The sequence below is a fragment of the Comamonas sp. w2-DMI genome, assembly GCF_040187735.1.
Taxonomy (GTDB): Bacteria; Pseudomonadota; Gammaproteobacteria; order Burkholderiales; family Burkholderiaceae_C; genus Comamonas; species Comamonas terrae.
The window spans coordinates 172,965-198,734 of record NZ_JBANEL010000002.1 but is presented as its reverse complement, the minus strand read 5'-3'; the positions used below and the strand labels follow the sequence as shown (position 1 = coordinate 198,734).

Below are 25,770 nucleotides of genomic sequence, written 5' to 3'. Positions count from 1 at the left end.
GCTGCACAACTCCGTAATTCATAGCATCCAGCGCCATCCATCCAACGATTTGCCAGCTCTTTATTCTTGAATCCATTGCGGGTCAGGCGTAGACAGCTTCCGCTTCCATAGCAATCCATGCGGGGCATGGAGCGATGGCGGCTTCAATTCCATGCAGCCCGACCACCGGGGCTTTCGCTGGGATAATCGCGGCCATTCATGATCAGCCTTAAAAACATCACCCTGCGCCGCGGCACGCGCGTGCTGCTGGACAGTGCCTACGTCACCATCAATCCCGGCGAAAAGCTTGGCCTCGTGGGCCGCAACGGCGCCGGCAAGTCCACGCTGTTCGCCCTGCTCAACGGCAGCCTCAGCGAGGACGGCGGCGAATTCTTCGTCCCGCCCCAGTGGCGCATGGCCCAGGTGGCCCAGCACATGCCCGAGACCGAGGAATCGGCCACGCAGTTCGTGCTGGAAGGCGATATCCGGCTGACCGAACTCCAGGCCAGGCTGGCTGCGGCCGAGAAGGCCGGTGACGGCATGGCCATTGCCCAGGCGCATGCGGACCTGGCCGATGCCGGCGCCCATGACGCCGTGCCGCGCGCCCAGGCGCTGATCCTGGGCCTGGGCTTCAAGGTCAGCGAGCTGGATCACCCTGTCAACAGCTTCTCGGGTGGCTGGCGCATGCGCCTGCAGCTGGCGCGCGCACTGATGTGCCCTTCGGACCTGCTGCTGCTCGACGAACCCACCAACCACCTGGACCTGGATGCCCTGGTCTGGCTGGAAGCCTGGCTCAAGCGCTATCCGGGCACGCTGCTGGTCATCAGCCATGACCGCGAATTCCTGGACGCCATCACCAACGTCACGCTGCATATAGAAAACGCCCAGCTCACGCGCTACGGCGGCAACTACAGCAAGTTCGAGGAGCTGCGCGCCCAGCAGATGGTGCTGCAGCAGGCGGCCTACGAGCGCCAGCAGGACAAGATCGCCCACCTGCAGAAGTTCATCGATCGCTTCAAGGCCAAGGCCACCAAGGCCAAGCAGGCGCAAAGCCGCGTCAAGCAGATCGAGCGCATGGAGAAAGTGGCACCCGTCCTGGCCAGCGCCGACTTCACCTTCGAGTTCAAGGAGCCGGCCAACCTCCCCAACCCCATGCTGGCCATCACCGATGCCGCCTTCGGCTATGTGGACGACGCCGGCAATGAGACCATCATCCTGCGCGGCGTGAACCGCTCGGTGCTGGCCGGCCAGCGCATCGGCATCCTGGGCGCCAACGGCCAGGGCAAGTCCACGCTGGTCAAGACCATTGCGCGTGAAATGAAGGCCCTGGCCGGCAAGGTCACCGAGGGCAAGGGCCTGAACATCGGCTACTTTGCCCAGCAGGAGCTGGACGTGCTGCGCCCGGGCGAGAATCCGCTCGAGCACATGGTCCGCCTGGCCAGGGATACCGGCGCCGAAGGCAATTCGGCGCGCGAACAGGATCTGCGCAACTACCTCGGCACGTTCAATTTCAGCGGCGACATGGTCAAGCAGGCCGTGGGCAGCATGAGCGGCGGCGAAAAAGCCCGCCTGGTGCTGGCCATGATCGTCTGGCAGCGCCCCAACCTGCTGCTGCTCGACGAGCCGACCAACCACCTGGACCTGGCAACGCGCGAAGCCCTGGCCATGGCACTCAACGACTTCGACGGCACCGTCATGCTGGTCAGCCACGACCGGCACCTGCTGCGCGCCGTCTGCGAGGACTTCTGGCTCGTGGGCCGCGGCCAGGTCGGCCCCTTCGATGGCGACCTGGACGATTACCAGCGCTACCTGCTCGAGGAATCCCGCCGCCTGCGCGAGGAAGCCAAGCTGGCAGACCAGAACAGCAGCACTGCCGAACAAGCTGCGATGGCCCCGACGGCGCCGGCGCAGGCCCCAGCGGCAGCCGCCGATCCTCGCGAGGCGCGGCGCCTGGCCGCCCAGGCCCGCCAGCAGCTGGCCGAGAAGACCAAGCCGTTCAAGAAAGAGCTGGAGCAGATCGACAAGCGCCTGCCCCAGCTGCAGGCCGAGCGCAGCGAACTGGAAGAGAAGCTGAGCCAGCCCATGGCGCCGGCTGAGATCGCCGAGGCCGGCAAGCGCCTCAAGAGCTGCAACGACGAAATCGACCAGCTCGAGGAGCGCTGGCTGGAACTGAGCGAGCAGATCGATGCCATCGCCGAAGCCATGGGCAGCCCTGGCTGAACATGAAGGCTGGGACGTCGGCCTGGCATTGCGCCAGCCGGCGCACTTTGGCATTGCCTCGTTGACGCCCCCGGCAGGGGCTTGGGCAAGCAAGCGTAACAGATCGACCTAGACCAGAAAAATGGCTGCAACGCTTACTAAGAAAGCGCCTGCCGCTATGCTTTTTTCTTATTCTTGCGCCTAGCTGACGAACAGCAGGGCAAATGCTTGCATTTTCTTGCCTTTGGCTGTGGAGCGCGGGTCAACCCTGAACCCCTGCTTCGCGTTGAACACGCAAAGGAGTGATCTGCTATGACCAAGCCCGTTTTTGACACCGCCAAAGCCCTGCAATCCGCAGCCGCTATGGAGGCGCAGATGGTATGGCCGTGGGATGACCGCGACCGCAAGCGCGGCCCTGTGCGCACCGGTGCCACCGCTTGAGCCAGTCAAAAAACTGGATAAAAGAACAGCAAAATTTTTTTAAAAAGCTGTCAACGAGCTGAACCGCTGCCTCGTTATACAGAGCAAACAGGAGAGATTCCCCATGCAAACCACGATCATCATGTCCATCTGGCCCGAAGACGAACGCGATCGCAAGCGCTGAGCAGCGCTTTGCCAGGTGTGTCCTGGCGAGAGGCCAAGCTGCCTGACGGCAGCCCCTGGACGACAAAACTGGATGCAGCAGCCAGCTTTGCAAACCGAAGTTTCTTGCTGCGCCGCCGGCTCACCGACCAGGGCGGCATTCAGGCCAGACCCACAAACCCGCCCCATGGCGGGTTTTGTGCTTTGTGGCATACCACTTTCGGATGGCAAAAAGGGGCACAAGGCCCCTTTTTGCATGGCGCCATCCACCAATCAATGCATGTGAAGGCCGCCATTGACCGAGAATTCGGCTCCGGTGGAATAGCCGCCCTCTTCCGAAGCCAGCCACGAGATGATGGAAGCGATCTCGCTGGGCTCGCCCAGGCGCTTGACGGGCACGGTGCCTACGATCTTCTCCAGCACATCGGGACGAATGGCCTTGACCATGTCGGTGCCGATGTAGCCAGGGCTGACGGTATTCACGGTCACACCCTTGGTGGCCAGCTCCTGGGCCAGAGCCATGGTAAAGCCGTGCATGCCGGCCTTGGCCGCCGAATAGTTCGTCTGGCCCGCCTGCCCCTTGGCACCATTGACCGAGCTGATGTTGACGATGCGCCCCCAGCCCTTCTCGACCATGTCCGCCACCACCTGCTTGGTGACGTTGAACATGGAGTTCAGGTTGGTCTCGATCACCGCGCGCCAGTCTTCGGGCGACATCTTGACGAACATGCGGTCGCGCGTGATGCCGGCATTGTTCACCAGCACATCGATGCTCCCGTGCTCCGCCTTGGCTTTCTCGAAAGCCTCCACAGTGGAGTCCCAGTCGCCGACGTTGCCAACTGACGCATAAAAAGTGAAGCCCAGCGCCTTTTGCTCGTCCAGCCACTTCTGGAAATCACGCGAAGGGCCACAACCCGCGATCACCTTGAAGCCATCCTTGTGCAAGCGCTGGCAGACGGCGGTACCAATGCCGCCCATGCCTCCTGTGACGTACGCTACTTTCTGTCCCATTTTGCTCTCCTCATCTACTCTTCAAAGGCGTCAATCACATGTGTGTCAACTGACGAATCCAGTATGCATTGCGTAATGCGGGGAAACTATCCCAGCAGGCAGCTGGTGCCTACTGATCTTCCCTAGGAGCGGGCACAAGCCATCCGGCCGCGTGAATCCACAGCTTCGCCATGCGGCGAAACCGGATGCACAGCCATTGAGCAGAGGACGACTGGACATGCCTGACCAGATCGCCACCTGCCTTTTGCCGTTTGATTTGTGCAGACCACCCCTGGAGAAACAGCGATGATCCGCAGCGCCTTCGCCGGACGGCTCTATGCGTTAAACACAGCCGCCAGCCAAGACGCCACCGGTCATCAGCAAGCCTCTACGGCCAGCGCGACACCCATGCCGCCGCCGATGCAAAGGCCGGCCAGGCCCTTCTTGGCGCCGCTGCGCTGCATTTCATGCAGCAGCGTCACCAGGATGCGGCAACCGGATGCGCCGATGGGATGGCCGATGGCAATGGCGCCGCCATTGACGTTGACCTTCTTGGTATCGATGCCCAGCTCCTGGTTCACGGCGCAGGCCTGCGCGGCAAAAGCCTCGTTGAGCTCGAACAGGTCCACGTCGGACGCCTTCCAGCCGGCACGGTCCAGCGCCTTGCGCGCCGCATACACCGGGCCCAGGCCCATGACCTTGGGATCCAGGCCGCTGGTCGCGTAGGAAACGATCTTGGCCAGGGGCTTGAGGCCCAGCTCCTTGGCCTTGGCCGCGCTCATCACCACCACGGCGGCAGCACCGTCGTTCAGGCCCGAAGCGTTGCCGGCGGTCACGGAGCCGGCCTTGTCGAAAGCAGGCTTGAGGCCGGCCAGCGCGTCGGCATTCGTCTTGCGGTTGATGTATTCGTCGGTATCGAAGACCACGGGATCGCCCTTGCGCTGGGGGATGCTCACGGGAACGATTTCGTCCTTGAACTTGCCGGCATCCTGGGCCGCAGCGGCCTTTTGCTGGCTGGCCAGCGCCAGAGCGTCCTGTTGCTCCCGGCTGACGCTCTTTTCCTTGGCCACATTCTCGGCAGTGATGCCCATGTGGTACTGGTTGTAGACGTCCCAGAGACCGTCGACGATCATGGTGTCGACCAGCTTCCAGTCCCCCATGCGCTGGCCGTCGCGCGAATTGGGCAGGGCATGCGGCGCAAGGCTCATGTTCTCCTGACCGCCGGCCACCACGATTTCGCTGTCGCCCGTGGCCACGGCCTGGGCAGCCAGCATCACGGCCTTGAGGCCGGAGCCGCATACCGCATTGATGGTCAACGCCGGCGTTTCCTTGGCAATGCCTGCGGCCATCATGGCCTGGCGGGCCGGATTCTGGCCGGAAGCAGCTGTGAGCACCTGTCCCATGATGACTTCACCCACCTGATCCTTGCCCACTTTGGCTCGCGCCAAAGCTTCGTTGATCACGATGGCACCTAGCTGTGTGGCAGGAACCTTGGCGAGAGCGCCCCCAAATTTGCCTACCGCCGTGCGAACGGCCGAAACGATAACAATGTCTTCCATGCTCACGAACCTTCCTAGGTCTCTCTAGTTCACCAACTCACTGAAAACCGGGCGCCAGCCTCTGCGAGCAGGGGCTTCGCCCTCCCAGAGCGGCCATGATCGTCACGGCCGCTGCAAACCTTTTCAAGTCCTGGCGGGCTCAGGCCTTGACCTGCACATAGCGGCCCGGTGCGGGCTCGATGGCTTCGTATGCACCGGGCTTGCCATAGCGCTTGGGCGCAGCAACCTGCTTGCCGGCGTGGGATGCCAGCCAGTGGCTCCAGTCCGTCCACCAACTGCCCGGCTGCTCGCTGGCTCCGGCCAGCCAATCGCTCAACGCTGCGGGGAACTGGCCGTCCTCGCGCAGCCAATGGCTGCGCTTCTTGTGCACCGGCGGGTTGATCACGCCGGCAATATGGCCCGAGGCGCCCATCACAAAGCGCAGTTCGCCGCCCAGCACCTGGGTGGACGCATAGGCCCCGCCGATGGGCACGATGTGGTCGTCGCGCGACCCGTACAGATAGGCCGGCACCCTGACCTTGCGCATATCGATCTTTTCGCCGCACACGGTCAGCGCATCTGGCTGCACCAGCTTGTTTTCCAGGTACAGATTGCGCAGGTACCACGCGTAATAGGGGCCCGGCAGATTGGTCGAATCGCTGTTCCAGTACAGCAGATCGAAAGGCGGCGGGGTTTCTCCCTTCAGGTAATTGCCCACCACATAGTTCCAGACCAGGTCGTTGGGACGCAGGAAGCTGAAGGTGGAAGCCATGTCCTGCCCCTTCATCAAGCCGCCCTGCCCCATCTGCATCTCGCGGAAGCGCACCACCGATTCATCAATGAACACGTCGAGCACGCCGGTATCGCTGAAATCGATGAAGGTGGTCAGCAGCGTGAGGCTGGCCACGGGAAAGACGGGCTGGGCTGCTGAGGCGGCAGCCTTGGCCACCGCCGTCCTGCCGTTGCCTCTGGTGCCGGGCTTGGGGGCCGGCGCCTCGCCCTGCAGGCGCTCCTGGCGGGCAGCCAGCACGCCCAGGGCAGTTGACAGCATGGTGCCTCCCACGCAAAAGCCCAGCACATTGATCTGCGGCGCATCGCAGATGTCCTGGACCTTGCGGATGGCGGTGATCACGCCTTCCTCGATGTAGTCGTCCCAGGTCTTGTGGGCCAGGCTTTCGTCCGGATTGCGCCAGCTCACCACAAAGGTATGGTTGCCCTGCTCCACCGCATAGCGGATCAGCGAGTTGGCCGGCTGCAGGTCCAGGATGTAGAACTTGTTGATGCAGGGCGGCACCATGAGGAAAGGTTTTTCATACACCTTGGCCGTCAGCGGCTTGTATTCGATGAGCTGGAACAGCTCGTTCTCGAACACGACCGCGCCCTCGGTGGTGGCCACGTTCTTGCCGACGGTGAACAAGCTCTCGTCGGTCATGGAGACATGGCCCTGGCGCATGTCGGCCAGCAGATTGGCTATGCCCTGGGCCAGGCTCTCGCCCTTGGTTTCGATGGCCTTTTTCTGCACATCCACATTCAGCGCCAGGAAGTTGCTCGGCGCCATGGCGGCCACCCATTGCTCGATGGCAAAACGCACGCGGTTGCGCGTCTTTTCATCTCCCTGGACGGCATCCGCAAGGCCCATGAGCATGCGGCTGTTCACCAGATAGGTCGCCGCCGTCGCAGCAGCCACGGGGTTGCCGGACCAGTCGGGCGTATTGAAGCGCTTGTCCTTGGACAGGCGCTTTTGCACCTTGTCCGTGTCGCCCAGCGCCTGGACGTCCTCGAGATAGTCAGCCTGCAGGCTTTGCAGCTTCTCGGGATCGAACTGTACGGCTGGAGCGGTCTTTTGTGCGCCTTCGACAAAAGCCGCGATCATCGCTTGCCAGGGATCCGGAACGCCTGCCGCCGGCGCACCGGGAAAGCCGGTCAGTCCCGGCATCGCGGACAGCCCTGTCGTGCCGATTTGCTGCAGGGACTGCAGGCTGCGGCTCCACTGTTCACTCCAGAACTGCTGAAGAGACTGGCCAGTCTGGCCCTTGAATGGGTCAAAATTCATGCTTACATCCTGTGGGAGCAAGAACCAACCTCTTGATGGGGTTTGCGGGCTTGCGGAATCTGCAATACGGCTGACGCAACGCCATTGTCACCCAGGAGTCAGCAACTTTTGACAAAAAATGTCGCCGAAATCACTCGTGAAGCTGTTTTAACCCAGATATTGTGGGGTGCGGCTACGGCAAAATCTTGATTGACACGCCATGTATCTTGTAGCCATCGCCTGGTTGTATGTCACCGTCATGATGGCGGTGGCCGAGGCCGCCGCTCCCGGCGGCAGCTGGCTGGGCGCCTTCTTCACCTTCGCACTGTACGGCGTGCTGCCGCTGTCCATCGTGCTCTACATTCTTGGCACGCCCGGACGCAAGGGCAGGCTGCGTGCGATCCGGCAGGCACAGGCGCTGCATGGTGGTGCAGCGCCTGAAGCTGCCTCAGTCTCCGTCGCACCAGATGCAGGCAGCCAGGCGGCCGCTGCTGCCGAGCCGCCCGGCATCGCGCCGGTGCGAGAAAAACCGTGACTCGTTGCGCACCGTGCACCAGGGCGCGCTGCCGTCGTTGCCGTAGATAGACGCGATTCCCATGGCCTGCAGGCGCTGGCGCGCCAGCTGCGGCAGATTGGCCAGATATTTGCGTGGTTTGCCTTCGCCGGAAAGCGCATTGAAAAATTGTGCAGCATCCGCATCATGGGCAACGAAAGCTGCACGGACTTCCTCCCCCACCTCGAAAGACTCTGGTCCTATGCAGGGCCCCAACCATGCCATGGTCTGGCCGGCGATGCCGGCGGACAGCCGCGGCAAAGCTTCCTTATCGATAGCTGACTGCGCAGCAACCGCCTGCACTTTGCGGCAAAAAGCCTCGAACAGCGATTCCAGCACACCCTGGGCCAGCGGCCCCGCGCCGGCATCGCGCCCGGGCGGCATGCCAGCCAGCCCGCGCCAGCCCGCATGCGCCGCACCTACCACCTTGCCGCTGCGATGCGCGAGCAATACCGGCAGGCAGTCGGCCACCATGACGGTGCAGACCACGCCGGCATCGCTGGTCACGCAGGCGTCGTAGCATGCGCCGTTGGCCGTCCCCACATTGCCGGCATCCAGGTCCAGCACGTCGGTGCCGTGCACCTGCTGCAGAAAGGCCTGGCAGGCACCGGGCGTGCAGTCCGCAATCCACTGCGAAAGCCGCCGCCGGTTCTCGCGCACATGGGCGGGCTCGTCGCCTACATGGTCACCCAGATTCAGGCTGCCCCAGGGCGCCTCGCTTACACCGCCCGCGCGCAGCGTGCATGCGGCATGCACGCCTTCGGGCGCCGGCCACTCGGGGACCAGCCAGGGGGCATTTAACTCCATGCCCTGCGCCATCATTCCGCGTCCGGACAGGCCGACGGATGGGCGCTTTGGAACGCAGGCATGGCGTTGCAGCGCTCAACCACCTCCATCAATCGCGGCAGGCCGTCGAGATTGACGGCAAAGCGCTGGGCGTTGAAAACCTGGGGAACCAGACAGCACTCGGCCATGCCGGGCACGTCGCCCCAGCAGAAAACCGACGGCGGCAGGCCGCCGGCCTTGCGTTCCGCATCGAGCAGCGCCAGCTGGCGCTCGAAGGCTTCCAGGCCCGAACGCGCCCAGTGGGCATACCAGCCGGTCTTGGCCTCGTCCGACACCTTGAGTTCGTGCACCAGGTACTTGAGCACGCGCAGATTGTTGAGCGGGTGGATCTCGCAAGCGACCATCTGCGCCAGCGCCCGCACATGGGCCCGCCCCAAGGCATCCGCCGGCAGCAGAGGATGGGCGGCATGCGTTTCGTCCAGGTATTCCATGATGGCCATGGATTGGGTAAGCCAGTGGCCGTCGTCGGTCTCCAGGCTGGGCACCAGCGCGTCGCCGACATGCGAGGCATAGGCCGGGGCCTTGTGCTCGCCGCGCACCAGGTGCACGGGCAGGTATTCATAGGGCAGCCCCTTGAGCTGCAGCGCAATGCGCACACGGTAGGAGGCCGAGGAGCGGAAATAGGTGTGGAGCTTCATGGCGAGACAGCATAACTGCACGGCGCGAATCGCCGATGGCGCAGCATCCGTATATTTGCAGATCTGCACGGTGCAAGTCCCATGGCACACTGCTTGCCGCGTCAAATACATGGCGCAGCCCGTCAGCCGGGCCGGAGGCGGTCCCGGCATGCTTTTTTGCTGAGGTTTTCATGAGCGGTTACGTGTTCAATCCCCCTGCTGTCGTCAGCTTGCCCGTAGTCGGGCGTGGCGAGCGCTTTCCCATCCACCGCATCTACTGCGTGGGCCGAAACTACGAGGATCACGCCAAGGAGATGGGCTTTACCGGCCGCGAACCTCCGTTCTTCTTCCTCAAGCCCGCCGATGCCGCAGTTGCCGTGCCCGCAGGCGAAACCGGACAGGTGGCCTACCCCACGCTGACCCAGAACCTGCACCACGAGGTGGAACTGGTGGTGGCCATCGGCAAGGCCGGCAAGAACATCAAGGCCGCCGATGCGCTGCAATACATTTACGGCTACGCCGTGGGCCTGGACATGACGCGCCGCGACCTGCAAAACGACATGAAGAAACAGGGTCGGCCCTGGTGCATCGGCAAGGCCTTCGAGCAATCGGCCCCCATCGGCCCGATCACGCCCGCCCAGCAGGCCGGCGACATCGGCCAGGCCGCCATCTCGCTGCAGGTCAACGGCACGGTGCGCCAGAGCAGCCACATCCACAAGCTGATCTGGAACATCGCCGAGACCATCGAGCACCTGTCGGCTGCCTGGGAGCTGCAGCCCGGCGACCTCATCATGACCGGCACCCCCGAAGGCGTGGCCGCCGTGGTGAGCGGAGACACCCTCGAAGCCCAGGTCAGCGGCCTGGAGCCCCTGCGCATCAAAATCGTGTGATTCCCGCAGGCGGGGAGCCGTCCTTTTTATTGGGGAAGGCGGCCACGCCGGCGGCAGGTCAACTCTCTTTTTCATAGCCCGCAGCGCATGCCAAGCCAGCGCCTGCGGGCTGTTTTGCTTATAGTCACGGCATGATGTTCCGCAGCCCCATCAAGTTCTGCCGCAATTGCGGCACCGCCGTCGTCTACCGCCTTCCCGATGATGGGGATACGCGCGAGCGCGCCGTCTGCTCGCAATGCAACACCATCCATTACGAGAATCCGCTCAACGTGGTGGGCACCCTGCCCGTGGCCGACGACGGACGCATTCTGCTGTGCAAGCGCAATATCGAGCCGCGCCGCGGCCTGTGGACGCTGCCCGCGGGCTTCATGGAGCTCAACGAAACCGCCTCGCAGGGCGCGCAGCGCGAGACCGATGAAGAGGCCGGCGCTGATATCGAGCTGGGCCGGCTGTTCTCGCTGATCAGCGTGCCCCAGGTCGGCCAGGTGCACCTGTTCTATCTGGCACGCCTGCGCAGCGAGCAATGCCACCCCGGCCCCGAAACCATGGAGGCCCGACTGTTTGCCGAGCACGAGATTCCATGGCAGGAAATTGCCTTCCGCACCGTGCGCGTCACGCTGGAACGCTATCTGGCCGACCGTGCCAGCGGCAGCCTGGACAAGGGCACGGTACACACCGTGGACCTGTGGCACGAGCCCAGGCTGCAGCCGGGCCATGCTCCGGTCGACGCGGCCGGCCAGGCCGGCTGAGCGCAGGCGGCCTCAAAGCCGCCAGCTGTTGAGCGCCGGCAGGGCGGCCTGCGCCGCGGCATAGCCTTCATCGATGGCTTCGCGCGCACGGTGAAAGTCCAGCAGCCCCATGTGCGACAGACGCGGCGCGATCACCAGTTCGGGCGGGTCTCCCGCCATGCGGCTGCGCGTGATGCGCATCTGCATGATGTTCACGCTGGTCATGACCACGTCGAGCAGCGAGGGCACCGGCGGCGGCTTGGGCTCGTTCGCCTGCCCCTGCCGCCAGGCCGCCACGCCTTGCCAGGCGGCCGCCCCCTTGACGCTGCTTTGCAGCCGCTGCACCCAGCCTTGGCCCTGGTTGCTGTCGTCCAGCGGCAGTTCCTGCTGCTCCACCGGGCCCGCATCCTGATCGCCCGGCCCGGTATCGCGGTCGGCGTCCGCGGCTCCGGGCGGCGCATCCAGCGGCAGCATGTGCCGGCGCATGATGTCGGCATTCAGGTCCACGGCAATCACGATATCGGCGCCCATGGCCCGCGCCAGCGAGGCCGGCACGGGGTTCACGATGCCGCCGTCCACCAGCAGCCGCCCCTCGCGGTAGACCGGCGTGAACAGGCCCGGCAAGGCAATGGAGGCGCGCACGGCATCGGCGATCGAGCCCTTGCGCAGCCAGACTTCGGCGCCCGAATGCAGGTCGGTGGCCACGGCCGCGAACGGAATGGCCAGGTCCTCCAGCGCGGAATCGACGAAATGGCTGCGCCAGAACGCGATGAGCTTTTCGCCCTTGAGCATGCCGCCCGCGATATTGAAGTCCATGAAGCCGAAGACCTTGCGCACGCCCAGGCTGAGCACCCATTCCTCGAAGCGCTCCATCTCGCCCGCCGCATAGGAGGCGCCCACCAGCGCACCGATGGAGGAGCCGCAGACGATATCGGGCTGGATGCCGGCTTCCTTCAATGCACGCAGCACGCCGAAATGGGCCCAGCCGCGCGCCGAGCCGCTGCCCAATGCCAGCCCGAGGACGGGTTTGCGCGGCGTCAGCGCCATGGTGCGCCCCCCTCTGTCACGCCCGGGTTCATGGCTGCCCCTTGAGCAGGGCCAGCATGCCGTCCTCGTCGAGCACGGTCACGCCCAGCTCCTGCGCCTTGGCCAGCTTGCTGCCTGCCTCGGCACCGGCCACCACGTAGCTGGTCTTCTTGCTCACCGAGCCCGAGACCTTGGCGCCCGCAGCCTCCAGCATTTCCTTGGCGGCATCGCGGCTCAGCGTGGGCAGCGTGCCGGTCAGCACCACGGTCAGGCCGGCCAGCACCTGGGGCGCCTTCTCGGCCGGCGCACCCTCCTCCCAGTGCACGCCGCAGGCACGCAACTGCTCGACCACCTCGCGGTTATGGGGCTGGGCAAAGAAGGTGTGGATGCTGTCGGCCACCACGGGGCCGACATCGTTGACCTGCAGCAGCTGCTCCACGCCGGCATCCATGATGGCGTCCAGCGTGCCGAAATGGCGCGCCAGATCCTTGGCCGTAGCTTCGCCCACATGGCGTATGCCGAGGCCGAACAGAAAGCGCGGCAAAGTGGTGGACTTGGATTTTTCCAGCGCATCCAGCACGTTCTGCGCCGACTTCTCGGCCATGCGGTCCAGCGCGGCGAGCGCCGTCAGGCCCAGGCGGTACAGGTCGGGCAGCACCTTGATGACCTGGCCGTCCACCAGCTGGTCGACCAGCTTCTCGCCCAGGCCTTCGATATCCATGGCGCGGCGCTGGGCGAAGTGCAAGATGGCTTCCTTGCGCTGGGCGCCGCAGAACAGGCCGCCCGTGCAGCGGTGGTTGGCCTCGCCTTTTTCGCGCACCACCTCGCTGCCGCAGATGGGGCAGGCCCTGGGCATGCGGAAATTGGGCACATACGGCTGGCGCGGCGCGGCCGCGCCATCGCCCTGGGCCGAGGGCGATGTCACGACACGCCGCACGACTTCGGGAATCACATCGCCGGCGCGGCGCACGACCACCGTGTCGCCCACGCGCACGCCCTTCTTGCGGATCTCGAACAGATTGTGCAGCGTGGCATTGGTGACGATGACGCCGCCCACCGCCACGGGCGCCAGCCGTGCCACGGGCGTGAGCTTGCCGGTGCGGCCCACCTGCACGTCGATGCCTTCCATCAGTGTGGGCATTTCCTCGGCCGGGTACTTGTGGGCCACGGCCCAGCGCGGCTCGCGCGTCACGAAGCCGAGACGGCGCTGCAGCGCCAGGCTGTTGACCTTGTAGACCACGCCGTCGATCTCGTACGGCAGGCTGGCACGCTCGGCGCCCATGCGCTCATGGAAGGCCACCAGCTCGTCGGCCCCATGGGCGATGCATACCTGCGGCGCCACCGGAAAGCCCCAGGACCTGAGCGTCTGCAGCATGGCGTAATGGGTGCCGAAATCCGGTCCGCCCTGCGCGGGCGGCGTGATCTCGCCCAGGCCGTAGGCAAAGAACGACAGCGGCCGCTGGGCCGCGATATTCGAATCCAGCTGGCGCACCGAGCCCGCAGCCGCATTGCGCGGATTCGCAAAGGTCTTGGCGCCGGCGGCCTGCTGGCGCTCGTTGAGCCTGGCCAGATCGGCTCGGCCCATGTAGACCTCGCCGCGCACTTCGACCACCGCAGGCACGCCCTGGTCGCGCGGCAGGGACAGCGGGATGCGGCGGATGGTGCGGATGTTGTGCGTCACATCCTCGCCCACCTCCCCGTTGCCGCGCGTCGTGGCCTGCACCAGCACGCCGTCTTCATAGCGCAGATTCATGGCCAGGCCGTCGAACTTGGGCTCGGCCACATATTCCACGGGCGGTGCCGATTCGGGCAGTTCCAGCTCGCGGCGCACGCGCGCATCGAAGGCCTGGGCGCCCGTGGCTTCGTTGTCGGTCTCGGTGCGGATGCTAAGCATGGGGACGGCATGGCGCACGGGCGCCAGGCCCTCGAGCACGGCGCCGATCACGCGCTGCGTGGGCGAGTCGGGTGTGACCAGCGCGGGATAGGCGCCTTCGAGCGCCTGCAGTTGCTGAAAGACCCGGTCGTATTCGCCATCGGGCACGGTGGGCGCATCGAGCACATAGTATTCATGCGCCCACCGGTTGAGCCGGGCCCGCAGCTCCTGCACCTTGGCCGCCACTTTTTCAGGAGCAGCCTGCGCGCTCTGCTTGGGCGTTTCAGCGGAAAAAAGGTCAAAATTTTCGGTCATGCTCTGGCCAGGGTAATGGCGATGAAAAAGGCCAACATCGTTGGCCCTTGATTATTGGTGTCAGCTGCCCATGGTATCCGCATCTTCCAGGGCACCCGAAGCGCACCCGGCCCCGGCACGGGCGGGCGGCAAGAGCCGCCCTCCGTTCGGGCCGCCGCCCCCTCTTCCTGGGAAAGGCGCGAAGCCGCCCGGCAGGTGTCGTCCCTCAGCTGAACAGCCTGCGGGCCAGCAGGGAGCCGGCCGACAGCTCCCGGCTGTCGAGCTTGTCGTACAGCAGCTCCAGGTCATGCTGGATCGGGTCCAGCGCCGAAACCGGCAGCAGGTAGCCGTTCTGGTCGCACAGTACGCCATCCATGGTCTGGCACAGCTGTTCGGCAATCTGGCGCAGCTGGGCAAACGGCTGTTCGCCGCGCGGCACCTGGGCCACATCCAGGCTCAGCAGGATTTCGCGGACCACGGACTGGTCCAGGTCGTCGGCCAGGGCTGCCTGCGGGTCGTAGTGCAGCAGCAGCACCGGCGGCATGCCCGGCGTGGGCGAGGACAGCGCCATGCGTCCCGGCATGGCGCTGGCGACAAAGCCCAGGCGGCCGGCGTTCTGCTGCACGTAGCCCGCGCTCCAGGAAGCCTGGCGCGCGCGCAGCATAAAGGACAGCTGGGCATCGTGCTCGCTGGCGAACTGGTCCAGCTCGCGGGCACGCGCCACTTCATGCAGCATGTCGGGCATGTCGGGCACCACGCCCAGGGCATCGGCAAAGCGCTGCACCTTGGCCACGAATTCGGAAAATTCGATCTCGTTGAGCGCGCCCGTGCGGTTGGCCAGCTGCACGCCGGCCTGGAAGGCGATATAGCGCTGGCCGGCCTGCAGCGGCTCCCACTGGCGGGTCTGCTGGTTCATGCCTTCGATGGCGAACGGCTTGTTGCCCGCGCGGCGCGTGCTGGGCAGCGCCTGGATGGCCACTTCGCCGGGCACGGGCTGCGCCACCTGTATGGGAGCGATGGCATCGATCAGCGCGTCCAGCTGGCTGCGGCGCTCCACTGCGGCAGCCGCGGCGGGCGCGGCCAGCGGCGCCTCGGTCAGCACGGGCTCCACGGGCGCGCGCTCCGCCGCGCCTTCGGCTTCGGCCTGGGGTTGCGCAGGCCTGGCGGCCGGCTGTGGCACCGCTGCCGCAGCTGCCGGCGCGGCGGCCTGCTGGCGGGCGGCCTCCAGCGCAGCCTGGCGCTGCTGCTCCTCATAGGCCTCCTGCGCCACGATCCGTGCCAGCTCGGCATCGGCCTCGGCAAAGCGGCCAGCGGCCTCGGGTACATGCAGCGGTTCGGCGCCGGGAACGGCCTTGCCGAAGTCGCCCAGCACCGGCTCGCGCAGGCTGTGCGTGAGATCGGGGCCGTGTCCCACCGTGTCCATGCCGGGCTCGTTGCGCAGGGGATCACCTTGCACGCCCTGCGCCTCGGGATCCGCGCGCCTGGGCGCATTGCGGCGGGCCGACCAAGAGTTGTAGGCAACGATCAGGGCCAGAAGCACAACGCCCAGGACGGCCAGACTGATTTGCAGGGTACTCATGTAAGAAAGCGGTATGTGAACGGTCGAAGGGGACAGGACTTACGCAAAACAGGCCCGGGCGGGATTCCCATGCCGGTGAAGAAGGCTGCGTGCATCTTGGTTCGCGCAAGTCCTCGGAAGTGGAAACAGGCTCAGGATAGCTCAGCCATGGACAGGGCAGACTCCATATCCACCGCAACAATTCGTGAAACACCCTGCTCCTGCATGGTCACGCCGATCAGCTGCCCGGCCATTTCCATGGCGATCTTGTTGTGGCTGATGAACAGGAACTGCGTGCCCTTGCTCATGCTGTGCACCAGCTTGGCATAACGCTCGGTATTGGCATCGTCCAGCGGCGCGTCCACCTCGTCGAGCAGACAGAACGGTGCCGGGTTGAGCTGGAAGATGGCGAACACCAGCGCAATCGCCGTGAGCGCCTTCTCGCCGCCCGAGAGCAGATGGATGGTCTGGTTCTTCTTGCCGGGCGGCTGGGCAATCACCTGCACGCCGGCATCCAGGATTTCATCGCCCGTGATCACCAGCTTGGCCTGGCCGCCGCCGAACAGTTCGGGGAACATGCGGCCGAAATGGCGGTTCACGGTATCGAAAGTGCCCGACAGCAGTTCACGCGTCTCGGCGTCGATCTTGCGGATGGCATCTTCCAGCGTGTTCATGGCCTTGGTCAGGTCGTCCATCTGCGCATCGAGGAAGGTCTTGCGCTCGCGCGCCAGCGTCAATTCGTCGAGCGCCGCAAGGTTCACCGCACCCAGGGCCTGGATCTCGCGGTGCAGGCGGTCGATCTCGCCCTGCAGGCCGTGCATGCGCACATTGCCCTCCGCAATGGACTGGGCCACGGCCGCGAGATCGGCATTGGCCTCGGCCAGCAGGTTGCTGTACTGCTCCAGGCCCAGGCGCGCGGCCTGCTCCTTGAGCTGGAATTCGGTGATGCGCTGGCGCAGCGGGTCCAGCGCCTTTTCGAGCGACTGGCGGCGCTCGTCGCTGGCGCGCAGCTTGTTGGTCAGGTCGTCGTATTCGCTGCGGCGCTCGGCGACTTCCTTCTCGCGCTGCATCTTCAGGTCCAGCGCGTCCTGCAGGCCGCCCTGGGCCGCTGCATCGGTCAGGCGCGAAAGCTCCTCCTGCGCACGCTGCTGTTCCTCGGCCAGCGAACGCGCCTGCTGGCTGGCCGTCTCGATGGTGCGGGACAGCTCGGCGCGGCGCGCATGCAGGCTGCGCTGCGAGAACGTCGCTTCCTGGGCCTGGCGCTCCAGGCTGCGCAGCTGCTCGCGCGATTCGTTGAGGCGCCGCTCGGCTTCCAGCACCCTGTCGCCCAGCTGGGCATGGCGCTCCTGGCTGTCGGCCAGCTGCATGTCCAGCTCCTCGAAGCGGGCCTCGGCCGCGACGCGGCGCTCCTCGATATCGGACAGCTGGGCCTCGACCTCGGACAGGTCGGCCGCGATCTGGGCGTTGCGCGCCCGGGCCTGCTCGGCCAGCTGCGACAGGCGCAGGGTCTCGACCTGCAGCTCATGGGCGCGGCTGCGGGCCTCGGAAGCCTCGCGCCGCGCCGCCACCAGGCGCTGCGAGGCGTCGGCATAGGCGCTTTCGGCGCGCACCAGGGCCGAGCGCGATTCCTCCGCAATCAATGCCTGGGCCCGCACCTCCTTTTCGAGGTGCTCGATCTCCTGGGCGCGCGCCAGCAGGCCCGACTGCTCGGAGTCCTGGGCATAGAAGGTGACGCTGTGGGCGCTGACCGCATGGCCCGTGGGCACGTAGACCACCTCGCCGGGCTGCAGCTCGGCACGGCGGCCCAGCGCCTCGTCCAGCGTGGCGGCCGTATAGCAGCCGGTGAGCCAGTCGGACAGCACGGTGCGCAGGCCGGCATCGCCGACCTTGAGCAGGTCCGACAACCGCGCAAAGCGCGCGGCTGCCGGCGTCGCCGCGGCCTGGGGGGGGGCTGAAGAAGGCCAGCCGGGCCGGCGGCGCATCCTGCCCGCCCGAACCCAGAAAGCCGCGCACCATGTCCAGGCGCCCCACTTCCAGCGCACCCAGGCGTTCGCGCAGGGCGGCTTCCAGCGCATTCTCCCAACCCGGCTCGATGGCAATGCGGCTCCACAGCCCCTGCAGGCCGTCCAGGCCGTGCTTGGCCAGCCAGGGCTGCAGCTTGCCGTCGGTCTTGACCTTTTCCTGCAGGGCCTTGAGGGCCTCCAGGCGCGCGGACAGGTCCGCATGGCGGCCGCTTTCCTCGTTGACAGCTTTCTGGCGCGCGCGGCGATCCTCGTCGAGCTGGGGCACGGACTCCTGCAGCTCGTTGAGCACGGCATCGGCCATCTCGGCCAGTTCCTGCGCCTCGGCCAGCTGCGCCTGCAGATTGGCCAGGCGCGCTTCATCGGGCGTCTCCAGCGCATTGCGGTCGGCGCGCAGGCGCTCGAAGCGGCTTTCGAACTGGCGGCGCTGCTCGTCCAGGCTGCGCTGCTCGGCGGCCAGCACCTGGATCTGCTGCTGCACCTGCACCACGGAGCTGCGCTGGTCGGCGTCGGCCTTCTGCGCGGCGCGCAGCGCTTCCTCCAGGTCGGGCAGACGCATGGTCTGCTCCTCGACCTGGGCGGCGAGCATCTCGGCCTGTTCCTCGGCATCCATGCCGGCGCCCTCGATGTTCTCGATCTCGGCCTGGGCTTCCTCGCTGCGGCTGCTCCACAGCAGGATCTGCTCGGACAGCTGCTGCAGGCGCTGCTGCACGCGCTGGCGGCCTTCGACCACGTAACGGATCTCGGCCTCGAGCTTGCCCACCTCGGCCGTGGCCTCGTAGAGCTTGCTCTGCGCCTGGTTGACCTTGTCGCTGGCGTCGTAGTGCGCCTGACGCAGGGTCTCGAGTCCGCTTTCGTTGTTGCGGATGTCGGCCATGCGCTCTTCGAGCTCGTTGACCACCTTCAGGCCTTCGACGCGCACGCGGTCCTGCTCGGCCTCGGCCTCGGCCCGCTTCAGGTACCACAGCTGGTGCTGCTTGAGCGTGACCTGGGCATGGAGGTCGTTGTACCGGGCCGCCACCTCGGCCTGCTTCTCGAGCTTGTCGAGGTTGGCATTGAGCTCGCGCAGAATGTCTTCCACGCGCGTGAGATTCTCGGTCGTGGCCGAGAGGCGGTTTTCGGTCTCGCGCCGGCGCTCCTTGTACTTGGAAACGCCTGCGGCTTCTTCCAGAAACAGGCGCAGTTCCTCGGGGCGCGACTCGATGATGCGGCTGATCGTGCCCTGGCCGATGATGGCGTAGGCACGCGGCCCCAGGCCCGTACCCAGGAACACGTCCTGCACGTCGCGGCGGCGCACGGGCTGGTTGTTGATGAAATAGCTGCTGTTGCCCTCGCGCGTGAGCACGCGCTTGACGGCAATCTCACCGAACTGGCCCCACTGGCCGCCCGCGCGGTGGTCGCTGTTGTCGAAGGTCAGCTCCACGCTGGCCCGGCTCGCGGGCTTTCGGTGCGTGGTGCCGTTGAAGATCACGTCCTGCATGGACTCGCCGCGCAGCTCGCTGGCCTTGGATTCGCCCAGCACCCAGCGCACCGCGTCCATGATGTTGGACTTGCCGCAACCGTTGGGGCCCACCACGCCGACCATCTGGCCCGGCAGGACGAAGTTGGTGGGCTCGGCAAAGGATTTGAAGCCGGAGAGCTTGATCGAGTTCAGGCGCACGGTGTCGGAGGCGGTCTATGGCGGTATGGAGTCGAGGACAAAGGGCGGGCCGAATCATAACGCGCCCATAGCCCTCGGCGGGCCTTGGGGCGGGCCGGGGCAGCCTAGAACACGCCCAGCGCCAGCCCGGCGGCAAAGGCCTGTCCCAGCTCCCGGCAGCGCTCCAGCTCGGCCGGCCCGATATGCTTGGGCGCCAGAATGGCTTCGGGCGTCTGCGCGTGGGTGCAGACGATCAGCGGCTCGGCCACGGGCTGCAGGCGCCAGCCGGTGGCAATGCGTGTGATCTGCCGTGCAGCATTGGAGCCGTCGCTGCCCGCGCAGACCAGCACCGCATAGGGGCGGCCGTTGATGCGGTCCAGCGCGCCGTAGTAGCTGCGGTCGAAGAAGTCCTTCATCAGCCCGCTGACGGCGGCCAGGTTTTCCGGTGTGGCAAAGACATAGCCTTCTGCGGCCAGCAGGTCTTCGGGACCGGCCTGCCGCGCTTCGAGCAGGCGCACCTGCACGCCTTCCTCGCCCCGGGCGCCGGCGGCAGCGGCTTGCGCCATCTGCAATGTGCCGCCCGTGAGGGAGTGGTAGACGATGAGCAGGGTCTTGGCTACGGACATGGCTTCATTGTGGGCCCGCAGCACCGATCCATGAAGGCCTGCAGGCCACGGCCTCTGTTGCACGGATGAAACAAAATTGCAAGACTTGCAGCGCCGGCCACTGGATGAAAGTGGTTTGACCAAAATTCACATTCAGATACGTATGATTGCCTGGCGCAGCTCCTGTTTTTGAAGCATTTTCCGTATCGGCAAGTGGCGCCCGTCCGGACTCCATCCGGATGACTGCGGACCGCGGCCATCCGCAGCAAGGGCGGCTGCCGCCGGTCTTGCCGGTTTGCTGCTTGTAGGAAATATCCTTCACAATGCAGTCCTCTGCGGCATCCGCTCGAACGGTCTATGGATGAGCGGCGGGAATATCTGGGCGGCCCGGCCGGCAACGCGGCTTCGGGCCCTACTGTTTGATCGCACACATTCGTTCATGTCCTTTCTCGCACTGGGCCAGCCCTGGATGGCCAGGTTTCTATGGATCGCGGCAGTGGCCCTGGCCTGGGCTTGGGGGCCTGGCCAGGCACTGGCAGGGGATCTGGCGGCGTCCGGCGCTGCCGGCCTGATCGAAAAGCAGGTGCTTGTGCGCGAGCGCATCGGCCTGCTGCAATGGCCCGTCCTGACCTGGCTGGAGCGCGCCCTGCCCTATCTTCTGTCGGCGCTGGCCGCGGCGGGGCTGGCGGTGTTCGCCTGGTCCTGGCGCCGCTGGCGCCGGCGCTCGTCCTTCTTCGCCCGGCTGCGCCGCTCCACGCGCGGCTGGCGCGAAAGCGATGCGCGCTTTCAGGCGCTGTACGAGCAGGCCGCGCTGGGCGTGGTGCAGGTCGACACCGCCAGCCTGCGCATCATGGCCGTCAACCAGCGCTACTGCGCCATGTCCGGCTACTCGGCGCAGGAGCTGCACCAGCGCAAGGCGCTGGACCTTTCCATCCCCGAGGACCGCGAGCATTCCGCCCAGTTGCTCCATGCCCTGGTGAGCGGCCAGATCAAGGCCATCCACGGCGAGCACAGCCTGCTGCGCAAGGACGGCCAGACGGTCTGGGTGGAAGTCAATATCTCCGTCGTCGGCCAGCGCCCCCGCATGCTGCTGGCCCTGGTGCAGGACATCAGCGAGCGCAAGCGCCTGCAGCAGATACAGCAGCAGGGCCACCGGCAGCTGCGCCACCTGATGCAGCGCCTGCCCGTGGGCCTGGTCATGGAGCGCAACGACGGCCGCTTTGCCTACTGGAACGACGAATTCCTGCGCATTGCAGGCAATCCGCAGGCGCCCGATACGCACAGCCAGCAGTGGTGGAGCCGCGTGTTTGCCAACGAAGCCCAGCGCAAGCGCGCCATGCTGCGCTGGGAAGACGCCAAGGCGCGCGTAAGGGCCAGGGCCGTCACGGTGCACAACGGCGACGCACCACCGCCCGATACCTACACGATCGCCGCGCAGGAGCTGTCCTTTCACGGCGCCGACGGCACGCGCCGCACCGTGAGCATGAGCGGCGTGCTGCTCGACGATGGCTGCCTCATGGTGCTGCAGGACCAGAGCCAGCGCAAGGCCGCCGAGGACGAGGCCAGGCGCCTGGCCTTCTACGATCCGCTCACCGCGCTGCCCAACCGGCGCCTGCTCATGGACCGGCTGCAGCAGGCGCTGTCCAGCTGCCAGCGGCGCCAGCACTGGGGCGGCGTGCTGCTGCTGGACATCGACAATTTCAAGGCCTTCAACGAAACCATGGGCCTGGAGCACGGCGACGCCTTGCTCCAGGAGCTCAGCCAGCGCCTGGGCCACCGCATGGGTGCGGGCGTGACCGTGGCCCGCCAGGGCGGCGACGACTTCGTGATCGTGCTCGACGACCTGGGCGCGGATGCCGTGGCCGCCGCCACCTATCTGGAAAAGCAGGCCCAGCGCGTGCTGGCGCTGGTGCGCGAGCCACTGACCGTGGCGGGCACGCCGCGCCAGGTCACCGCCAGCCTGGGGCTGAGCCTGTTCGGCGCCGAGCCGGTGGCCGCCTCCGCCAAGCCGTTGTCGGCCAAGGAAGTGCTGCGCCGTGCCGAGATGGCCATGTACCAGGCCAAGAACCAGGGCCGCAATGCCGCGCAGTTCTTCGACCCGACGCTGCAGGCCGCGCTGCAGGAGCGTCGGGCGCTGGAGCAGGAAATGCGCACCGGCCTGGCCCAGCGGCAGTTCGAGCTGTTCTACCAGCCCCAGGTGGAGCATGGCCAGGTGGTGGGTGCCGAGGGCCTGCTGCGCTGGCGGCATCCGCGCCGCGGCTTCGTCTCGCCCGGCGAATTCATTGCGCTGGCCGAGGAAACCGGGCTGATCGTGGAGCTGGGCGAATGGGTGCTGCACGCGGCCTGCCGCCAGCTGGCCGCCTGGGCCCGGCATCCGCGGCTCGCCCAGCTCACGCTGGCCATCAATGTCAGCGCCAAGCAGTTCTACCGCCCCGAGTTCGTGCAGCAGGTGCTGCGGGCATTGGCCGAGCATGGCGCCGATCCGCGCCTGCTCAAGCTCGAACTGACCGAGAGCCTGCTGCTCAGCGACGTGGACAACACCATCGCCAAGATGGCCCAGCTGCAGGTGCACGGCATTGGCTTTTCGCTCGACGATTTCGGTACCGGATATTCTTCGCTGGCCTATCTGAAGCGCCTGCCCCTGAACCAGCTCAAGATCGACCGCAGCTTTGTGCATGACGTGCTGACCGACCCCAACGACGCCGCGATCGCACGCACCATCGTCGCGCTGGCCAATAGCCTGGGGCTGCGCGTGATGGCCGAGGGCGTGGAGACCCAGGCCCAGTGCCAGTTCCTCGAGGTCATAGGCTGCTTTGCCTGGCAGGGCTATCTGATGAGCGCGCCCGTGCCCGTGGCGCAGTTCGAGGAGCTGGTGCTCCGGGGCAGCACGCTGGCCCTGGCGGCGCCGGCCCGCGGCCATGCACAATGCAGCCTGGCTTTTCCGGACCCGAACGCTGCGCAGTGATCAAGACCTTTTTGCTTTATGTATTGACGGCCCTGGCCGAGATCGCGGGCTGCTACCTGCCCTGGCTGTGGCTCAAGCAGGGCGGCAGCGCCTGGCTGCTGCTGCCCGCCGCCGCCAGCCTGGCGGTGTTTGCGTGGCTGCTGACGCTGCACCCGGCGGCGGCCGGACGCGTGTATGCGGCCTACGGCGGAGTCTATGTGGGCGTGGCCCTGGCGTGGCTGTGGCTGGTGGACGGCGTGCGCCCCACGGCCTGGGACGTGGCCGGCGTGCTGACCTGCCTGCTGGGCATGGGCCTGATCGCCTTTGCGCCCCGTGCCTGAGGCTGCAGCATGTTCAAGCCCCTGATCGCCGCCCTGGCCCTGTGCCTGCCGCTGGCGGCCATGGCCCAGCGGCTGGCCTTGAGCTTTGACGACGGCTACGACCCGGACAGGCTGCCCCAAGCACGCGCGCTGAACAACCAGCTGCTCAAGGCGCTCAAGGACAACGAGGTCAAGAGCATTCTGTTTGCCGCCGGCGCGCGCGTGGACAGCCAGGAGGGCATGAACCTGGTGGGCCAATGGCTGGAGCAGGGCCACCAGGTGGGCAACCACGGCTATTCCCACCTCAACCTCCACCAGGACCAGGTCTCGCTGGACCGCTACCTGTCCGACATCGAACGCAACGAGGACCTGCTTGCCCGCCTGCCCTCGTGGACCCGGCGCTACCGCTTCCCCTATCTGAAGGAAGGCCATACCGAGGCCCGACGCGACGGCGTGCGCCAGTGGCTGAGCGCCCATGGCTATGGCCCGGGCGCCGTCTCCATCGATGCCAGCGACTGGTACTACGACCAGCGCCTGCGTGCCTGGATGGCGCAGCACCCCGGCCAATCGCCACAGGTCTTCAGGCAGCCTTATATCCGCCATCTGCTGGACCGCGCAGACTACTACGCGCGGCTGGCGCGCCAGGCCACGGGGCGCGAGATCGACCATGTGCTGCTGCTGCACACCAACACCATCAACGCCATGTTCCTGGACGACGTGATCGCCGCGCTGCGCGAGGCGGGCTGGACCCTCATCCCGCCGCGGGAAGCCTATGCCGACGCCGTCTACCAGGAAGCGCCCGACACCCTGCCCGCGGGCGAGAGCATTGTCTGGTCGCTGGCCCGAAAACAGGGTCTGCCGAACTTGCGCTACCCGGCCGAGAGCGAAAAGTATGAAAAGCACCTGCTCGATGCGCTGGGGCTTTGAGGCATTTATCTTTTTTGATAGCTTGCAACGCAAGCCATATCCATATTTCAGTTCAATTTCCTCTTGAAAATATTGATTGACAGGCGGTGGCTGCTATCGTTTCAGCCACCTTCCCGGGAAACCTGAGCTACTCCATAGGGCACAAAGCCGCTCTCGTTCTCGTTGACCTGCAAGGGCTTGCCCACGAAGGGAAACGCCCGCTGCGGACAGGCACTGCGCTCGCAGACCTTGCAGCCCATGCCGATGGGCGTGGCCGCATCCAGGTGGCGCAGGTCCAGCCCGCGCGAATACACGAGCCGCGCAGCATGCTGCACGTCGCAGCCCAGGCCGATCGAAAACGTCTTGCCCGGCGCGCCCCAGCCGTGGCCCTGGTGGCTGACCGTCCGCGCGATCCACAGGTAGACGCGCCCGTCGGGCATGCTGGCCAGCTGGGGCACGATGCGCCCGGGCTGGGCAAAGGCCTCGTACACGTTCCACAGCGGGCAGGTACCGCCGATCTTGGAGAAATGGAAATGCGTGGCCGACTGGCGCTTGCTGATGTTGCCGGCCCGGTCCACGCGGATGAAGAAGAACGGCACGCCCGGTGCCTCGGCACGCTGCAGCGTGGACAGGCGGTGGCACACCGTCTCGAAGCCCACGCCGAAGCGCCGCGCCAGCAGGTCGATGTCGTACTGCAGGCCTTCCGCGGCCTGCAGGAACTGCCCATAGGGCAGGACGAAGGCGCCCGCCACATAGTTGGCCAGGCCCAGGCGCGCCAGGCGCCGCGTGGCATCGTCCTGCCAGGCGGCGGTCCGCAGCTCGGCGTCGATCAGCGCATCGAACTCCAGCAGCGCCAGCTGGGTGGCCAGCTGGAAGGCCTGCTGCGCGGGCCGCAGCTGCGGCGCCACGCAGAGGGTGCGCGTCTGCGGGTCATAGTGGCGGTGGCCATGCGCATCGCCCGCATCATGGGCTGCACGCCGCACCAGCACGTTGTGGCGCGCCTGCAGCCGGTGCTGCAGCCATTCCTGCAGGCTGCCGCCCTGCTCGCCCGCCTGCCGGGCCAGCCGCTCGGCCGCACGGTCCAGCGCATCGAAATGGTTGCGGTGGGCAAAGAAGAAATCGCGCACCGCCTCGAAGGGCATCTGGCGCGGGGCATGGTTCCAGGCGGAAACGGCGGCATCGCCCTCCCCGGACAGCCCGCGCCCGTCGCCCAGCCGGGCCGAGAGCGCCTCGATGCGCTCCACATCCGCCTGGTGGCGGCGGTGCATGGCCAGCAGCGCCTGCGCCAGGTGCGGCATCTTGGCCGCCACCTCGCGCAGCTCCGGCAGGGGCACGGGCCCGTCGGGCTGCGCAGCGGCGGCCATCGCATCGCGCAGTTGCGACAGCAGCCGGGCTTGCTCGTCCTCGGAGAACTGCTGGATGTCCACGCCCAGCACCTTGTGGATCCTGAGCAGCACGGGCACCGTCAGCGGGCGCTGGTCCTGTTCGATCTGGTTCAGGTAGCTGGGCGACAGACCCAGCGCCTGTGCCAGTGCCGCCTGGGTCATGCCGCGCTCGGCGCGCAGGCTGCGCAGGCGCACGCCCATGAAGGTCTTGGCCACGGCCTCTCCTTTTATTCGCAAGCTTCGCA

19 protein-coding genes and 1 pseudogene are annotated in these 25,770 nt (G+C 66.3%); 8 read left to right on the top strand and 12 right to left on the bottom strand.

What is annotated here, in order from left to right; translation table 11 throughout:
- Positions 1-198: 198 nt before the first annotated feature.
- Positions 199-2,199, top strand: coding sequence for an ABC-F family ATP-binding cassette domain-containing protein (locus V8Z74_RS03625; protein WP_349708009.1), 2,001 nt, complete (start codon positions 199-201; stop codon positions 2,197-2,199).
- A gap of 291 nt (positions 2,200-2,490) precedes the next feature.
- Positions 2,491-2,619: a hypothetical protein gene (locus V8Z74_RS03620; RefSeq protein ID WP_349708007.1), complete on the top strand. Its 129-nt coding sequence runs from the start codon at positions 2,491-2,493 to the stop codon at positions 2,617-2,619.
- Between the two features lie 414 nt (positions 2,620-3,033).
- Here V8Z74_RS03620 and phbB read toward each other — a convergent pair whose 3' ends face one another.
- The 3 genes from phbB to V8Z74_RS03605 all read right to left on the bottom strand — a co-directional run bounded on the left by phbB (position 3,034) and on the right by V8Z74_RS03605 (position 7,341).
- Complete coding sequence (gene phbB / locus V8Z74_RS03615; RefSeq protein ID WP_349708006.1) at positions 3,034-3,771, bottom strand: acetoacetyl-CoA reductase; 738 nt, start codon at positions 3,769-3,771, stop codon at positions 3,034-3,036.
- Positions 3,772-4,127: 356 nt separating this feature from the next.
- A complete protein-coding gene (locus tag V8Z74_RS03610) occupies positions 4,128-5,309 on the bottom strand; it encodes an acetyl-CoA C-acetyltransferase (protein WP_066481417.1) in 1,182 nt (393 codons plus the stop codon).
- Positions 5,310-5,448: 139 nt separating this feature from the next.
- Entirely contained in the window at positions 5,449-7,341 is a 1,893-nt protein-coding gene (locus V8Z74_RS03605) for a PHA/PHB synthase family protein (protein ID WP_349708005.1), read from the bottom strand.
- Between the two features lie 199 nt (positions 7,342-7,540).
- On the opposite strand from V8Z74_RS03605, the gene V8Z74_RS03600 reads away from it, so the two are divergent.
- Positions 7,541-7,855, top strand: coding sequence for a hypothetical protein (locus V8Z74_RS03600; RefSeq protein WP_349708004.1), 315 nt, complete (start codon positions 7,541-7,543; stop codon positions 7,853-7,855).
- Here V8Z74_RS03600 and V8Z74_RS03595 read toward each other — a convergent pair.
- Both V8Z74_RS03595 and maiA read right to left on the bottom strand, forming a co-directional pair.
- Entirely contained in the window at positions 7,769-8,680 is a 912-nt protein-coding gene (locus tag V8Z74_RS03595) for a purine nucleoside phosphorylase YfiH/LACC1 family protein (RefSeq protein WP_349708003.1), read from the bottom strand. The two genes, V8Z74_RS03600 and V8Z74_RS03595, sit on opposite strands and share 87 nt — an antisense overlap.
- An 11-nt stretch (positions 8,681-8,691) precedes the next feature.
- Positions 8,692-9,357 (bottom strand): maleylacetoacetate isomerase, encoded by a 666-nt coding sequence (gene maiA, locus V8Z74_RS03590; RefSeq protein ID WP_349708001.1) that lies wholly within the window; start codon positions 9,355-9,357, stop codon positions 8,692-8,694.
- 170 nt (positions 9,358-9,527) lie between these two features.
- Here maiA and V8Z74_RS03585 point away from each other — a divergent pair, with 170 nt between their 5' ends.
- Both V8Z74_RS03585 and V8Z74_RS03580 read left to right on the top strand, forming a co-directional pair.
- Positions 9,528-10,226 carry a fumarylacetoacetate hydrolase family protein gene (locus V8Z74_RS03585; protein WP_349708000.1) on the top strand — a complete coding sequence of 233 codons (699 nt, stop codon included), beginning with the start codon at positions 9,528-9,530 and terminating at the stop codon, positions 10,224-10,226.
- 131 nt (positions 10,227-10,357) lie between these two features.
- Positions 10,358-10,975 carry an NUDIX hydrolase gene (locus V8Z74_RS03580; RefSeq protein WP_083526408.1) on the top strand — a complete coding sequence of 206 codons (618 nt, stop codon included), beginning with the start codon at positions 10,358-10,360 and terminating at the stop codon, positions 10,973-10,975.
- A gap of 12 nt (positions 10,976-10,987) precedes the next feature.
- Here the strand turns inward: V8Z74_RS03580 and V8Z74_RS03575 are convergent, their stop codons facing one another.
- The 6 genes and pseudogenes from V8Z74_RS03575 to V8Z74_RS03550 form a co-directional block, all read right to left on the bottom strand.
- A complete protein-coding gene (locus V8Z74_RS03575) occupies positions 10,988-12,001 on the bottom strand; it encodes a patatin-like phospholipase family protein (protein WP_349707998.1) in 1,014 nt (337 codons plus the stop codon).
- Between the two features lie 28 nt (positions 12,002-12,029).
- Positions 12,030-14,168: an NAD-dependent DNA ligase LigA gene (ligA, locus tag V8Z74_RS03570; RefSeq protein ID WP_349707996.1), complete on the bottom strand. Its 2,139-nt coding sequence runs from the start codon at positions 14,166-14,168 to the stop codon at positions 12,030-12,032.
- A gap of 205 nt (positions 14,169-14,373) precedes the next feature.
- Positions 14,374-15,726 carry a cell division protein FtsZ gene (locus V8Z74_RS03565; RefSeq protein WP_349707995.1) on the bottom strand — a complete coding sequence of 451 codons (1,353 nt, stop codon included), beginning with the start codon at positions 15,724-15,726 and terminating at the stop codon, positions 14,374-14,376.
- A gap of 131 nt (positions 15,727-15,857) precedes the next feature.
- A pseudogene (smc, locus tag V8Z74_RS03560) lies at positions 15,858-19,386 on the bottom strand (chromosome segregation protein SMC).
- Positions 19,387-19,490: 104 nt separating this feature from the next.
- Entirely contained in the window at positions 19,491-19,991 is a 501-nt protein-coding gene (locus V8Z74_RS03555; RefSeq protein ID WP_349707993.1) for a flavodoxin family protein, read from the bottom strand.
- A 4-nt stretch (positions 19,992-19,995) separates the two neighbouring features.
- The gene (locus V8Z74_RS03550; protein ID WP_157081774.1) at positions 19,996-20,292 is read right to left on the bottom strand and encodes a hypothetical protein; all 297 of its coding nucleotides are present in this window, start codon (positions 20,290-20,292) and stop codon (positions 19,996-19,998) included.
- A 117-nt stretch (positions 20,293-20,409) separates the two neighbouring features.
- On the opposite strand from V8Z74_RS03550, the gene V8Z74_RS03545 reads away from it, so the two are divergent.
- The 3 genes from V8Z74_RS03545 to V8Z74_RS03535 are packed head-to-tail and all read left to right on the top strand — an operon-like array spanning position 20,410 to position 24,161.
- A complete protein-coding gene (locus tag V8Z74_RS03545; protein WP_349707991.1) occupies positions 20,410-22,935 on the top strand; it encodes a putative bifunctional diguanylate cyclase/phosphodiesterase in 2,526 nt (841 codons plus the stop codon).
- A complete protein-coding gene (locus V8Z74_RS03540) occupies positions 22,896-23,255 on the top strand; it encodes a YnfA family protein (RefSeq protein WP_174522865.1) in 360 nt (119 codons plus the stop codon). The genes V8Z74_RS03545 and V8Z74_RS03540 overlap by 40 nt, the downstream gene beginning before the upstream one ends.
- A gap of 9 nt (positions 23,256-23,264) precedes the next feature.
- Positions 23,265-24,161 (top strand): polysaccharide deacetylase family protein, encoded by an 897-nt coding sequence (locus V8Z74_RS03535; RefSeq protein ID WP_349707989.1) that lies wholly within the window; start codon positions 23,265-23,267, stop codon positions 24,159-24,161.
- A 101-nt stretch (positions 24,162-24,262) separates the two neighbouring features.
- Here the strand turns inward: V8Z74_RS03535 and V8Z74_RS03530 are convergent, their stop codons facing one another.
- Positions 24,263-25,741, bottom strand: coding sequence for a short-chain fatty acyl-CoA regulator family protein (locus V8Z74_RS03530; RefSeq protein ID WP_349707987.1), 1,479 nt, complete (start codon positions 25,739-25,741; stop codon positions 24,263-24,265).
- Between the last annotated feature and the right edge of the window lie 29 nt (positions 25,742-25,770).